Source organism: Psychrobacter sp. AOP7-B1-24, assembly GCF_052376215.1.
Lineage (GTDB): Bacteria > Pseudomonadota > Gammaproteobacteria > Pseudomonadales > Moraxellaceae > Psychrobacter.
This window is the reverse complement of sequence record NZ_JBQSVL010000075.1, coordinates 1-14,440: the sequence shown is the minus strand read 5'-3', so window position 1 is coordinate 14,440 and position 14,440 is coordinate 1. Positions and strand designations below refer to the sequence as shown.

Here is a 14,440-nt window from a genome sequence, read left to right as displayed (position 1 = left end):
TTTATAAATAGTGAAATTTTACTAAAGAATATTGATTATATTTTAACTTCTATTTTTATAATACTATTACATTAAATGCAAATAATATATTTCCATTACTCACACCAATTCTTCGAGCATCTTTTTCAGAGTAGGTCTACTAATCCCTGTGATGCTAGTTGTTTGCCTCTGACTTACATTAGCTAATAGCAAGTTTTTAGCTAACAACCTCATTTTTTCTTTGTCATTTTTGTCTATGGACTTCACTGACTCTTCAAAGAACTGTTTCAATAAATGTTCAAGAGGTACTTCTGTGAGAATAGCTCTTTTCCTAAAAGACTTAATTTCTTTATCAATAGTTGCATAAGTTTCTCCAATAAAGAAGATACTTATTAGAGGTAATATAGAGTTATCTTTAACGCTTCCATCTAAGGCAACACTCATAAAGGACTGAATATCACTATAGTTAGGGTTAGGGAAAACTACAGTTTTATTAAACCTTCGCCAAACAGCTGGATCTAATAGCTCTTCATGATTAGTAGCTGCTATTAATAAACCATCATTTGGCCAGTCCTCAATTTCTTGCAATAATACTGTCACTAATCTTTTAAGTTCACCTATCTCGCTATTATCATCACGTCTTTTAGCTATTGCATCAAACTCATCTAACAAAAGAACAGCTGATTGGGATTTTGCAAAATCTAAGACTGTTCGGATATTGTTACCTGTTCTACCTAAATAGCTACTCATAACAGCAGACAAATCCAAAACATAGAAAGGCTTTTTGAGCATTAATGCTAACCAAGCAGCTGCCATTGTTTTACCCACACCAGGTGGCCCTACAAACAGTAATGAAGTAATAGGGTTTAAACCAGCTGCTATAAGCTTATCTTCAAGTTTCCTTTCTTCTAAAACTTCATTTAGAAACCTTTGGACCTGCACTGGCCATTTCGTATCTGAATTAACCTGTGAAGTAATCGAGGTCTTGATTAACTCAAGTCTACTATCTTGATCTACTGGTAAAGGAGTTTTAGCAAATCTAAGACTTTTTGTTGCTTTCGCACTCTTACTTTTTTTAAGGACCTCTAAAACTCTATCATTCAGATTTGGATAATTTTTAGCAATCTTCATTAAATTTTGTCTTGCAAACTTAGAAGCACTGTCATTATCACCTAGCAACACTAACTCGGATAATGTTAAAAACACTTCATTGCTATCCATTATTTACCACCTTTAAGTTAATGTTTAAAGCATTTTAAAGCATAGTGGTAAATTTATCAATTATTTTAATATTATTTTTTACCAAAAAAATCGTCCTAGATACTAATCCTATACAGCTGTATTAACAACACGAATAATCAGCTATATCTTGATAGAGACAAATTGCGAATCATATACTAAGAGACCACTACAACTAATACTATGTAAATGTTTTGCCCAGACTGGCAGATACAAGTGGAAGGCGAGATTAGCCCCCCTACTTCTAAGAACACTCAAATCCCAAACACAAAAAAAGGTGAGCCGAAGCCCACCTTTTTATTTTAAAAACAGCTATCTAAAACTATAAGCAATTGCTAGAGGTTTGAGTAGCGAGGAAAACATGCGCAAGCACTACATGTCGTAGGCTCAGCAAGTTTGACGAAGCTAATCAAGCATCTAGGTTTGCGACTAGCGCAACCAAGCACGAGCGTTACGGAACATACGCATCCACGCGCCGTCCTCATCCCACTCTTCTGGTTTCCAGCTGTGGTTATACGCTTTTAGGTTACGCTCAGGATGTGGCATCATGATCGTGACGCGACCGTCGGTACTACATAGGCTTGTGACACCGCCAAGCGAGCCGTTTGGATTGAGCGGATAGGTTTCAGTTGGATGACCTTGGCTATCGACATAACGCATCGCAAGCTGACCGTGTTTTGCCATACCGTCGATTTCGGTATTGTCGAGCGTGGCGTAACCTTCACCATGCGCCACAGCGATTGGCAAGATACTGTCTTGCATACCTTTGAACAGGATAGACTTGGTACGCTCAACTTTTACGTTGACGGTACGCGCTTCAAAACGAGCGGATTTGTTCGCGACGAAGCGTGGGAAGTTTTCTGCACCTGGGATGAGGTCTTTTAACTGCGCCATCATCTGACAACCGTTACAGACACCTAATGAGAAGGTATCAGGACGGGCAAAGAATCGGACAAACTGCATGCGTAGCTCGTCATGGAACAAGATAGAGTTCGCCCAGCCAGAGCCTGCGCCGAGTACATCACCATAACTAAAGCCACCACAAGCGACCAGACCGTCGAAGTCACGTAGATTGATACGGCCACTGAGTAGATCGCTCATGTGTACGTCGACCGCTTCAAAGCCAGCTTGTGTAAAGCCTGCTGCCATCTCTGTCTGACCGTTGACGCCTTGCTCGCGGAGGATTGCGACTCTTGGTTTGCTGTTATCAGAATCAGCACGGCTGTTTACATACGGCTCTTCCACCTTTTGATTGAGATCAAAGTTTGGCGCAGCGATTAGGCCTTTATGGCTCGCATCAGCGATTAAGTCATACTCTTGCTGTACGCACGCTGGATTATCACGGCGACTTGCGATCTGATAGCTGACCTGCGTCCATGCTTGCTGCAACTCAGTACGGCTAAAGCGTAAGGTTTCATTACCCATTAGCGTTGGCGTTTGGATCAGTAAGCTATCTTCTTCTGAGCTTTGACCCACAAGGCTCAACATATCAGCAACGTTAAACTCTTCTACCAATTGCATTAAAGCAGCGACGTTTTCTGGCAATACTTGGATGACTGCGCCCAGCTCTTCACTGAACAGCTGACCGAGTAAGTTGTCATCAGTCAGTGACAGCTTGATACCTTGACGGCTGGTGAACTGCATCTCAGCGATGGTCGCTAGTAGACCACCATCACCGATATCGTGATACGCGCTGATGACGCCTTGCTCGTTACCTGCCTGTACAAAATTAAAGAAATCAATCAAATCGCTTGGCTGCGCTAGGTCTGGGCAGTCGTTACCCAATTGGCTAAGCGTCTGCGCTAGGATTGAACCACCTAGGCGTAACTTACCTTTAGATAAGTCAATACGGTAGAACGCGCTGTCGCCATTGATTAGCTCAGGGGTTAGGGTTTTTGCTACATCAACCACAGGAGCAAAGGCTGTAATCACAAGGCTCATAGGTGACACGACTGATTTGTCCGTCTCGCCTGCTTCACTGCTGTCTGTCCAATTGGCACGCATCGATAGCGAGTCTTTACCGACTGGAATCGCGATACCGAGTGCTGGGCACAGCTCTTCGCCGACGGTATATACAGCGTCAAACAATGCTGCGTCTTCCGCGTCATCACCACATGCTGCCATCCAGTTCGCTGACATGGTGATATCAGATAACTGAGCAATGCGCGCACCAGCGATGTTGGTAATCGCTTCGCCAATGGCGAGTCGTGCTGAGGCTTGTGGACTGATTAGGGCAACTGGCGTACGCTCACCGATACTCATCGCTTCACCGCTCATCACCTGACCATCGAGCGCAATCAAGCCTGACGCCGTCACTGCACAATCCGATACAGGCACTTGATAGCGACCCACATACTGATCACGCACGACCATACCAGTGATAGAACGGTCACCGATGCTAATCAAGAATGATTTGCTAGCGACCGTCGGGTGACGCAGTACGTCTTTGATAGACTCAGCTAAACTGACTTCACCCAAATCTAATGCAGGCAAGCTGCTGTCATGACGCTCAAAGCTACGCTTCATCTTTGGCGTGCCACCGAGCAATACTTGCATCGGCATATCGACAGGCTGATCGCTGAGCAATGTATCGTCAACGACTAGCTGACGTACATCGGTGGCTGATCCTAAGATGGCATACGGGCAACGCTCACGCGCGCAGATCGCATCGAATTGGGCTTCGCTATCAGGACGAATTGCGAGGACATAACGCTCTTGCGCCTCGTTTGACCAAATGGCCATTGGTGACATGCCAGCTTCTAACGATGGAACTTTACGTAGATTTAGTACCGCGCCCATCTCGTGGTCATTGACCAGCTCTGGCATCGCATTAGAGATACCGCCCGCGCCCACATCATGCAATGACACGATTGGGTTACCGTCTTTACCATTATTACTATCGTCGACACTATGTCCTGCCAGTGCCCAGCAGCGATCCATCACTTCTTGGCAACGACGCTCCATCTCAGCATTGTCACGCTGCACAGAAGCAAAATCCAAACCTTCATCAAGTGAACCACTATCTACAGAAGACGCTGCACCGCCGCCTAGACCGATCTGCATCGCAGGGCCACCAAGGACGATTAATAAATCACCTTGTTGAATGGCATTTTTTTCAATGAGGTTGCGTTTGATATTGCCGTAACCACCTGCCAGCATGATTGGCTTATGATAGCCGCGCATCTCGCTGCCGTCTTTTGCCGCTGACGTATCCAGCTGAAAGCTACGGAAATAACCGCATAGGTTAGGACGGCCAAACTCGTTTGAGAAGTTGGCTGAACCAAGTGGCGCTTCGGTCATAATCTCAAGGCTGGTTGCCATACGGTCTGGCGTACCATAAGCCTGAGTACTCAATTGACCCGACTGCTCCCATTTCTCAGCGAGCTCTGGAATATGTAGATGTGATACGTGAAAGCCTGTCAGACCTGCTTTTGGCTTACCGCCACGACCAGTCGCCCCTTCATCACGAATCTCACCACCAGCACCTGTCGCTGCACCTGCATAAGGGGCGATAGCGGTTGGATGGTTATGAGTTTCGACTTTCATTAAGATATCGATGTTTTCTTGATGAAAACCGTAAGGATGAATTGAGTTGGCATCCATTGCATCGGTTGGAATAGGATAAAAACGCATGCCATCAGAGCCAGTCATCACCGCAGCGTTGTCTTTATAAGCAGATAAGATACCTTGTGGATTCGACTGATAAGTATTCTTAATCATCTGAAACAGTGACTTCGGCTGAACGTCACCATCCACTGTCCACTGGGCGTTAAAAATCTTATGACGGCAATGCTCTGAGTTTGCCTGTGCAAACATCATCAGCTCAACGTCAGTTGGGTTACGCTTTAGCTCATTGACATAGGCATTCATCAAATAATCAATGTCTTCACTTGATAACGCAAAACCAAACTCAGTATTGGCAGACTCTAGCGCGGACTGACCTTGCCCGATGACATCGACATGATTTAATGATGCTGGCTGCGCATCATCAAACAATTTGCTCAAATCACTCAAGTCATAAACCAAGCTCTGAGTCATACGGTCAAACAATAATTGCTCAGCAGCAGTCGGTAGCTTATTGTCGGTTGCGCCCACTTCACCATCGATTGTTAGCGTATAAACAACGACACGCTCAACACGGTTAATCTCAATTTCACAGTTATTAAAGATATCAGTCGCTTTACTTGCCCATGGCGAAATCGTACCAAAACGAGGACCCACGATGACTTGTAATTGATTGGCCTGTGGCACTGCAAGGACAGTAGCACTATCAACAGCGAGCAAATCTAATGCTTTTTTGTGCTCATCACCTTCTAGCTCTCGTGATAACACATACACTTGCTGGGTATTGATTTGGCTGACATTAAGCTCGGTTTTTTTCTGAAACTGACTGATGAGTTGCTGCGTCTGAAAATCGGTAAGAAACGGTTGTCCGGCGATGGTCATCATAAAGGCATAATCCGTAAGATCAAGGCATCTCTGCCATGCTAAGTAAATGGTCTGCATATTATAACAAGAAGACCTGTAATAAGCAGTCCTAAACCGAGATAAATTGCCGATACGAAGCATTAAATAGGTATGAGAGATCGAGGGTGAGTAAAATATTTGTTACTTTTCCCATACGCTATTTTCATCGTAGAGACGTTTTGAGCATATCGTTATAATTTTTACCTAATCCTTATAATCCTTACAAACGCTGACATCCTCTTACTGGCAACCTATATAAATGACCTATCGATAATCGTTAATCTAGATATCAGTTGCTAACGCGCTGAACATACAAACTAAAAAAACAACTCTAATCAAAAATAAGCCAATCAATAGCAATTTAGCCGCTAACACAAGCTCAATAACCATAAATCTAAAGAACTATAAACCCGAATGACTATAAATTTAAATAACTATCAAAAAGGAAGTTACTATGAGTAGACAAGACCATATCGATAAAGTACAAGAACTGGTAAAAGACATTAAATTTGCCATGATGACCACTCGTACTCACGAAGGCCACTTACATGCCTGCCCAATGACTACCAGCGAAACCAGTATCGGTGCAAAAGAAATTTGGTTCATCGGTGACAAGACAACCGAAACGGTAAAAGATATCGAAAAAGATCCGCAAGTAAACTTAGCTTATGTCAGCCAAGATTCAAAAAATTATGTCTCAATTGACGGTAAAGCAGAATTGGTCGAAGACCAAGAGAAGTTAGATGAACTGTGGTCACCTGTTTATAATGCATTTTATGAACAAGGCAAAGAAGATCCAAATGTGCAGCTGATCAAAGTCGTCCCACATGGTGCAGAGTACTGGCTAAGTGGAAGCTCAGTTGTCAATATGTTTAAGATGACAACTGCTGCTGTCATGGATGGCAAAAAAGCGACCAACTTGGGTGAAAACAACTCAGTGACGCTATAAGAATCTATTATGTAAAAGTAAAGTAGCAAAATAAAAAACGCCAGTGGCTTATGCGACTGGCGTTTTTTTGTGTGTTTTATCTATAGTCAAAGGATCCTAAAGTCAAAGAACGCTAAAATCGATACAAGGCAGCCGACTGCAGATTATACAAGTAGTACATCTAAGAAGTTTAACGCGGTAGCGGTTTAGTCGTTCGCTGACTATATTTTCTATTGATAGGCATTACTGTGGTGGTTTTGCATAGCCATTGTCAGCTGGATAAGCCTGTGGCTGTGTTGGCTTTGGCTTAGCAGGATCATAAAGTCCATAAATTGCCGTACCGATTACACCTGTATTATTAATAGAGCCAGAGCTAGTATTGGCAGCATAAGCACTCTCTGGCTTGCTAAATATGAACGAGGCAACTGAACTCTGACTCTTACGGAAACCTTCAATGACCAAATCATCATTAGGATCTAATACATATCCGCTATCGTAGCGACTGGCAGCGCTGCCATCGAGGACATTTATCCCATCGACACTAGCAACGATTTCATAAGTGTTGGCGCTGTTATTATGATACACCAAACGGTAGGCCTGACCTGCTTGACCTTGGACATAGTAATTACCAGAATCTCGATAAATTGGTAAAGTATCAGTGTCCGTCTCCATCGAAAAATCAACCTTGCCAGCCATTAGCGACATACTATTGATTGCACGTCCATTATAAGCTTTGTCTGCATAACGAACCTGCATCTGCTCGATCGGCTCACTACTCGTACGGCGCAGATCAACAGTAGTCACTTCAGAGTTGACATCATCACCCCATTTTGTCCCCAAACGTTCGGATTCTGCAGCGTCCTGAGTAGAGATCTCTGCCATAGAGTCCATTTGGACGGATTCTTCTGGCTGAACGGTTGGAGATGGTAGCTCTTGCACGTTTGGGCTTGAAGAACACCCCGTCAATAATGCCAGTACTAATACAGCAGCACCTGACTGTGCCTGATATGAGGTCATGCTTATCTCCTTGTTTATTTAGATAACGTTTTATACTAATTTAGAAAATTTCTTGTATTTTGTTTACTAATTTTTAGTATATATCAACCATACAAACAATGTCTAAGACAAATTGGCAACATCAGCCGTATTTCAAGCAAAGCATAAAAAACGCTAGAAGCGAATGCGACTAGCGTTTTTGTTCAAACTTTATCAACCTACCATCAACAATATGGGCTAACCACTTTGCTTGAGATATGGCCAAGCGGCTCTTAGGTATATCATCATCGACCATAACGTCAATATAACAGCGGCAACCATCAATACATAACCAATGGTTTCAAGTGACTGCCAATTGAGCAATAGCACCGTAATTGCGACCATTTGAAAGGTAGTCTTAAGCTTACCGACATAAGACACTGCCACACTGGTGCTCTTACCCAGCTCGGCCATCCACTCACGCAGCGCAGATACTGCAATTTCGCGCGAGATAATCACGATAGCAGCAATCGCCATTATAATATTGGGATGCCACTGCACTAGAATGATAAGCGCTACCGCTACCATCAATTTGTCAGCGACAGGGTCTAAAAACCGACCAAAAGCTGACATCACATTGAGCTTGCGCGCAAAATATCCATCCAACCAATCAGTCACTGCAGCGATAATAAAAACGCCCGTCAATAATAAATGGCGCAATAAGCTATCGCTAAACTCACTCATACCTACCCGCGCAATTGCATTGTCTGAAATAGCTGGCATGCCAATCCCCATGGACGGCGGCCAGTAGGCGATGGCAACAAATAGCGGAATCATCAAGATCCGTGCGATAGTCAGGTTATTGGGCAAGTTAAAAATACTTTTGGTATTTTGCGTACTTGATGGCTCCTGCGTATGCAAATGCGTATTTTCAGTCATGGCAAACCCAGTTTAATATAGACAAAATAATGGCTGATAGCTTAGCATTTTTCCAGTAGGTCGTCATGCCATCTCTTTGGCTACTCAGTACCAATAATATTGAAATCACTCTATGATATAGCCTTTGTATTAAAGTTTAACGTAATGTCATGTAACTAGAATAGCCAGATACCTATCAATTACGTTATGATAACAGCATAAAACAGTTGTACACTTAGCTTTATAAGCTTGGTAGATACGCCTATTGGATAGACAAATTATTATCTTACTTTCACAGTATATACTCACCTGAAAAATGGTAAAAAAATAGAACCAAGTAAAAAGACCATCTAATGGTAAACCTATAATAACAACAAGTCACAACTACTGCCTAGTAGCTACTGCTACACGATCAGTTTTCCTCAGCCCACAGTTCCTCCTCTGTGGGCTCTTTTTTTGCCTGTAAATCATTGATTTATATAGGTTTGATATTTTAATATATTGAATTGACCACCAATTTGACCACCATTTGCTCAAAATTTTGATAAGTTGACCACCAATAATATGAACATGCCAGCCATTCACTTGACTGGGTTTTGAGTTTCAACATTCCTCAACATGCTAGCGCGGTGCTCGCTTACGATACCTGTGCATAAAGTCACTTTAACTTTTTAACATGGCATTAACCTACTCATAGTGGCTATAAGTCATGCGCCTACGTTACTTGTCGCAAAAGTCGCTTTAACCTCTTTTTGAAACGGTTTTTATTTTGTGCGTGTGAATGGTGGCGGTGTCCTGTGGTTTGCCTGTTTAATCTCGATTTATAGCCCCCCTCGATACCTGTCCAGAAACTCCCCTTTTTATGGACTCAAAGTATTATTTTGATTGCCCTCTAAGATGTCCGAAAACTAGCCAGCATTGGCATAAGCTGCACCTGTGTGCGTACTGTGCCCATAACTCTAACGTGTGTAATAACCTCCCTCGTTACTTGTCGCAAAACTACCCCTTTTTATGGACTCTAAAAAGTCCCTGTACTTGTTGCATTACTGCCAATGACAATCATGCTCAATAGGTGCTTGCTTCGCGCGTGTGCGTACTGTTCCATAAACTCCCCCTAACGTGTCCAACAATTCATTTTTAACCCTGCTTACGATGTCCGAAAATTGCCCCTTTTATGGACTCCGAAAATTAGATAACCCCAACACAAGGGGCATCTATTCCAGCTTATAGCGGTGTGTGATTTGGTTTTGAATGTAAGGTTTTATAAGGTTTGCGATATGTGGTTTTCTAACGTTTCAATGTAAGGTTTTATCATATTTTGGGTTCAGGTTTTATCAGGTTTTGGGTTGTGTAAAATGTTGGGTTTTGTGGGGTTCTAACCTTGTGGTTATCTTGGGGTAGTGAGTGCTGCCAACGTTAACAAATGTTAACAGGCAATGCGGTGCAAATTGATTTTGAATGTTAGGTTTTGTTAGGTTCTACGATGTCCAAAAACCTATGGGAAACCTAAGGGTATCTTTACACTATAAAAAGGGCTTTGTAGTGATCGCCTAACGTGTCCGAAAACCTTAGGGAAACCTTAACATAGCTTAACATGCTGCCAGTGCTCAAACTGATCTCACGATAAACACCAGGCATAAAAAAAGGAAGACGATAAACGCCTACCTTTGATTATTTTTGCTGTACCTTATGTTTTTGCATGGGACAGACGGGACAGACGGGACAGCCCTTACGTGGTATGGCTTACAGCCGTCCCGTTTATGTTTTTAGCAATGGGACAGACGGGACAGAAAAGCTAAAATGTAAAATCCTGTCCCGTTCGTCCCGTTTTGGTTTTTAGCAATGGGACAGCGCAATCCCTTGCTGCATATAGCCTGTCCCGTCCGTCCCGTTTGTCCCGTCCTTTTTCATAGGTTCACACTTTTTCATAGGTTCACAACAAAGTATATTAGCAGTAACCGCGTAAACAGATGGGCGTTGCTTGCCACTAAATAAAGTATCAGGCGCTTTGTAGATTTTACGGTCACCTTGATTAAGTAGTAACAAGTCAGCTTCCTCTAATACTTGCAATACTTTGCTTTTGCTAAAAGGCTCACATACTTTGTTAAAAGTTTCCTTAGAAAAGTAATAGTCCCCCGTGTCCATATTGCGATAGCCTACACGGTTGGGGGTTCTCTCCTCAAAGTCTAAGCGCGTGTTTCTATAGCAAGGTTGAAAACGGCTTGATCCGTGCTGTTCAATAAACGCCTTGATATGATCTATGATTTGGCGCTGCTCATGCTCACCATCACGCCCGTAGTTATCAAGCCAATTATCTAAGCATGTCATAACGGCTGTGGTTGCTTGTCCTACTTGCCAGCCTGTTATACCTGCCTGTGTTGCTATCTCACCAGCTGCTGCCACAATAGCGAACCGTTTAGCCACTCTATGCGCCTGTGCTTTCAGGTCGCTGTACTGGCTCATAAAGTCACCGACAAGCTGCCCAGCGGTGGCGGTGGTCGCTGTCTTGTCACTGGTGATATGTTCTAGCCATGCTATGCCAGCTGATCCATAGTAAGCGTGTGATAACTCGTTGATCTTATCGGCTTGTGCTTCGCTTGTTTTTGCCAGTACCAAACTATCAAAGGTCTTTAAGCCTTTACCAGCATCAGCATCTATATGCGCCACGCGAACCTCCACCCCTGCATTGGTCTTTTTCCCTGCTTGAGCCATTTCTTGCTGAATGGTTTTTTCACCATTCGACAAAAAGATAATGCGCCACGTTTTGGCAGTGCGATTATGTCCCGTGGTGGTGCTACGTCCTTTACCTTGACCATTACCCAGCATATAAATAATATTGCCTAGTATTGTGGGATTGCCCTCACTGACTTCATCAAGTGGTAAAAAGCTGTCGTTGTGCTCGCTTGCTGTTCCCTCTAGTGCGTTATCAGTGCTGCGCCATGTCTTAACGTACCTGTCAGGGTTGCCCCATACACTAGCAGCCACTTTAAGCGATAACGACTTACCCATGCTTGATGAACCTAAAAAATGAAAACCACCGCTATCACTGCCTAACGGCTCGAGTAATTGACCTGCAAAAGCGCAAGCAATAGAGAAAACAAAACGGCTTTGTTCTGCTAGTGGTTGGCATAGCTCGTTACGCCACTGGGTAAGATCTCCTTGTTGGGCTAAGGTGCTGTTCAGGCTGTTAGCAGATTGGTAAACAATAAGCTCCTTATCATTGTCACCACCGATAGCGCCATCAGGTAAGATATATTGCTCACCGTCCCAGCCTAGTCTATCGACACACCGCGCCCGTTTATGAATGGGGTAGTTTTGAATATAAGCGTCTAAGTAGCTGCGCTGTCTGGGGTTGGTGGTAATGTTCAAGCCTTGACTGGCTAGCTCTCTACGATATTCCTTCGCATCACCTTGCAGTAGTGCTAACGGCATTGCCCACTTATGAGTTACGTTGTCATCATCACGCCATTGCAATAACCGCCCCCATGTGGTGCTGCCTGTGTCCCGTGTCTTAGCGATAACCTCTATCGGTGAACAAACAAACGCCTTAAACTTGAAAGTAATGTTTGCTGGGTCATCATCGTTATACTTCACAAAAAACAGCCCATCATGGTATAGCTCAAAACGTCCATCAGCATAAATCATCGGTTCATTCAGCTGTGGATCATCGCGCCATTCAGGATAATAAGCGTTATCTTGTAAGCTGATTAGCTGGGTGTCACTGTCTGCCAGTATCGCTTCATAGCTGTCATGCTGCATCATAGTGACAATATGAGCCACCGTAACCAATGCTTGCGCTTTCACACCTGCCAATAGGTTGATTAAGCCCTTATCATCAAGCGTCATAGGTACGGTAACCTGTGATCCGCTGCTCCAGTGCTGCACCATCTTTTTAAGGCACTGCTTTGTTTTATGAGGGCTGACAATGATTGTTTTATCACTGCTCATTAGATAGCTGTAAACATCAATACCATCATCTAAATCATTAAAGGCTATCACCTCATGGGCTTTGTTTGGCTCACCAATGACGATAGCGCCATAACCTGTAGGATCAATGACAATGGGCTTTGCTTTGCTGTTTGGTGTGTAGAATACCGCGCCTACTGTATCGCCTTGTTTATCAGTCAATGCTAAGCCTATGGTGTTGGCTGTTGGTTCGGTTTTGCCAATTTTCTCACCATAATATATAGTAGTGTTGTCTGTAGAAAATAGCAGTCGTTCAGGCTCTAACATGTCCTTGAGTTTGATTAAAAAAGGACAGCCTGCCAGCTGTTCGTCTGTAGCTGGTTTGCAGCCCTGTAAGAGAGTATGAGCGCCCATGTTGTCCGCATGGGCTTTTTCTTGGCTGTTTGTTGGTGTGGTGGTCATCTGTTCCCCCTTGCTTGTGACTGTTTAGGCTGGCGCGTGGCTCTGTACTTCTTGTAGTAGCTTTTGCGCTTGGCGTGCTTACGGCTCTGTTTTGGAGGGTAGGTTTTCATTATTTACCCTCCTTGCCGTAACGAGTCATTGCTAGGGTTTTCTTGATTGAACCTAACTGGCTTTGTAGCAGTTCGTGCCACGTTTCCGTGGTGTCATGCGTTAAGCGTGCCATTGATATAGCAACATGAGTTTCTATTTTTTCATAGTGAATAAGTGCTAATAGTTTGCCAATGTCACTTATAACAACGGCTGCGCTTTCAAGATCACAAGCAATATCTGATAACTCAAAAGATGACATAACAATAACTTCATTGTCGTTCGGTTCGGTTATGTCTATTACTGTGCGCTGGTTTGATTGACTGCCACTGTATAGCGTGGCTATTGCTTGGCGGTTTGCTGGCGTGTCATGGAATAGTGAGGGCAATACATAGCAGTCATCATGATATGCCCTGCCATCAGCGCGATATAAGCACTCAACATTGCCGATATTGATAGTTAGGCAGTCTTTTGACTTGTTGAATAGCTTGTAAGTACCATTGCCTACAGATGGGCATAGAACGCTGTCACCTGCCTTGAATGTGGCTGGTGTGGTGTTGGTAGTGGTTTGAGTGTTTGAGGTGGTACGGATTGAATTAGGCATGATAGCCTCCTTGTAGTTTTTGAGTTAATGCCACGCTATACAGTAAAGATATAGGGTGACGGGTCTTACTCTCGGTTCTACAAGAAACCGCCCTGCATATTCGCCTTACGGCTATTTTATTTTGCAGCGTCAACCCGTCATAGTCGGTTAGCAAGTGACTTGCTATAGATATGAGGGAATGCCCCCTTGATGCGCTTAAATGCGCTCTTAGGGTAGTGCTTGATGGCATAGTGACAGCTTGAGAGGCTGCGCTATTATCAGGCACAAAAAAAGCCAAAAAGTCACGGCTGGCTTGTCCGCTTGTAGAATTTGAGAGGTCTATATAGTAACCGCTGTTATCATCGGTTGCAATCGGTTTTGCATTGACTGGCTGGCAAGCGATTAATGACAGTAGCAAGCCAATACCTGCCACCCATGCCATAAAGATAGTAAATCTTAGCAGTAAGCCACGTTTACCCGTCTGTTTGCGATTGTGCGCCCCGTGGTGGGGTTTTAGACTGGTTCTGTTATCGTTGCTCATTTCTTACGTCCTCCACGTTGAAAGCGATTTCTGCTATGTTTTTCGATAGCTCTTTGAGCGACTCCACTTGTCGGCTGCCTGTCGGTAACAAGCTGCCTAACATTTTTACTTCTATTTCTGCTAATTGGGTCATGGTGTTAATGATGTTTACATTGGCGTGTAAGGTAATGATTAACTGGTCTATAAAGTCATCAGGTATCATCAGGTAACCCTCTTTTTTTAGCCCGTCCATAACTTCGTTTATAAAGTCGTTATCACTCATGGTCTGTTGCCTCCGCTTGGTACGGTAATGCGTGTTCACAAAACATGTCGCTAACAATACCTGCCAGCTCGCTATTGCTCAGTAGTGCTGCTG

General features: G+C 43.6%; 9 protein-coding genes. 1 reads left to right on the top strand and 8 read right to left on the bottom strand.

What is annotated here, in order from left to right; translation table 11 throughout:
* Window positions 1-99: 99 nt before the first annotated feature.
* Together ACT3QP_RS12360 and purL are read right to left on the bottom strand one after the other, a co-directional pair.
* The gene (locus ACT3QP_RS12360; protein WP_444525711.1) at window positions 100-1,200 is read right to left on the bottom strand and encodes an AAA family ATPase; all 1,101 of its coding nucleotides are present in this window, start codon (window positions 1,198-1,200) and stop codon (window positions 100-102) included.
* A gap of 447 nt (window positions 1,201-1,647) precedes the next feature.
* Entirely contained in the window at window positions 1,648-5,667 is a 4,020-nt protein-coding gene (gene purL, locus ACT3QP_RS12355; RefSeq protein WP_444525710.1) for a phosphoribosylformylglycinamidine synthase, read from the bottom strand.
* 472 nt (window positions 5,668-6,139) lie between these two features.
* Here purL and ACT3QP_RS12350 point away from each other — a divergent pair, with 472 nt between their 5' ends.
* The gene (locus ACT3QP_RS12350) at window positions 6,140-6,634 is read left to right on the top strand and encodes a pyridoxamine 5'-phosphate oxidase family protein (protein ID WP_444525709.1); all 495 of its coding nucleotides are present in this window, start codon (window positions 6,140-6,142) and stop codon (window positions 6,632-6,634) included.
* Window positions 6,635-6,856: 222 nt separating this feature from the next.
* On the opposite strand, the gene ACT3QP_RS12345 is transcribed toward ACT3QP_RS12350, so the two are convergent.
* From ACT3QP_RS12345 to ACT3QP_RS12320, 6 genes are all read right to left on the bottom strand, one after another.
* Window positions 6,857-7,630, bottom strand: coding sequence for a hypothetical protein (locus ACT3QP_RS12345; protein WP_442063029.1), 774 nt, complete (start codon window positions 7,628-7,630; stop codon window positions 6,857-6,859).
* 216 nt (window positions 7,631-7,846) lie between these two features.
* Window positions 7,847-8,527 carry a CDP-diacylglycerol--glycerol-3-phosphate 3-phosphatidyltransferase gene (pgsA, locus tag ACT3QP_RS12340; protein WP_192520174.1) on the bottom strand — a complete coding sequence of 227 codons (681 nt, stop codon included), beginning with the start codon at window positions 8,525-8,527 and terminating at the stop codon, window positions 7,847-7,849.
* Window positions 8,528-10,342: 1,815 nt separating this feature from the next.
* The gene (locus ACT3QP_RS12335) at window positions 10,343-12,874 is read right to left on the bottom strand and encodes a DUF927 domain-containing protein (protein WP_444525708.1); all 2,532 of its coding nucleotides are present in this window, start codon (window positions 12,872-12,874) and stop codon (window positions 10,343-10,345) included.
* Between the two features lie 109 nt (window positions 12,875-12,983).
* The gene (locus ACT3QP_RS12330; protein ID WP_444525707.1) at window positions 12,984-13,565 is read right to left on the bottom strand and encodes a hypothetical protein; all 582 of its coding nucleotides are present in this window, start codon (window positions 13,563-13,565) and stop codon (window positions 12,984-12,986) included.
* Entirely contained in the window at window positions 13,558-14,085 is a 528-nt protein-coding gene (locus ACT3QP_RS12325; protein WP_444525706.1) for a hypothetical protein, read from the bottom strand. The genes ACT3QP_RS12330 and ACT3QP_RS12325 overlap by 8 nt, the downstream gene beginning before the upstream one ends.
* Window positions 14,072-14,347 (bottom strand): hypothetical protein, encoded by a 276-nt coding sequence (locus ACT3QP_RS12320; RefSeq protein WP_444525705.1) that lies wholly within the window; start codon window positions 14,345-14,347, stop codon window positions 14,072-14,074. Before ACT3QP_RS12320 ends, ACT3QP_RS12325 begins: the two co-directional genes overlap by 14 nt.
* Window positions 14,348-14,440 lie beyond the last annotated feature (93 nt).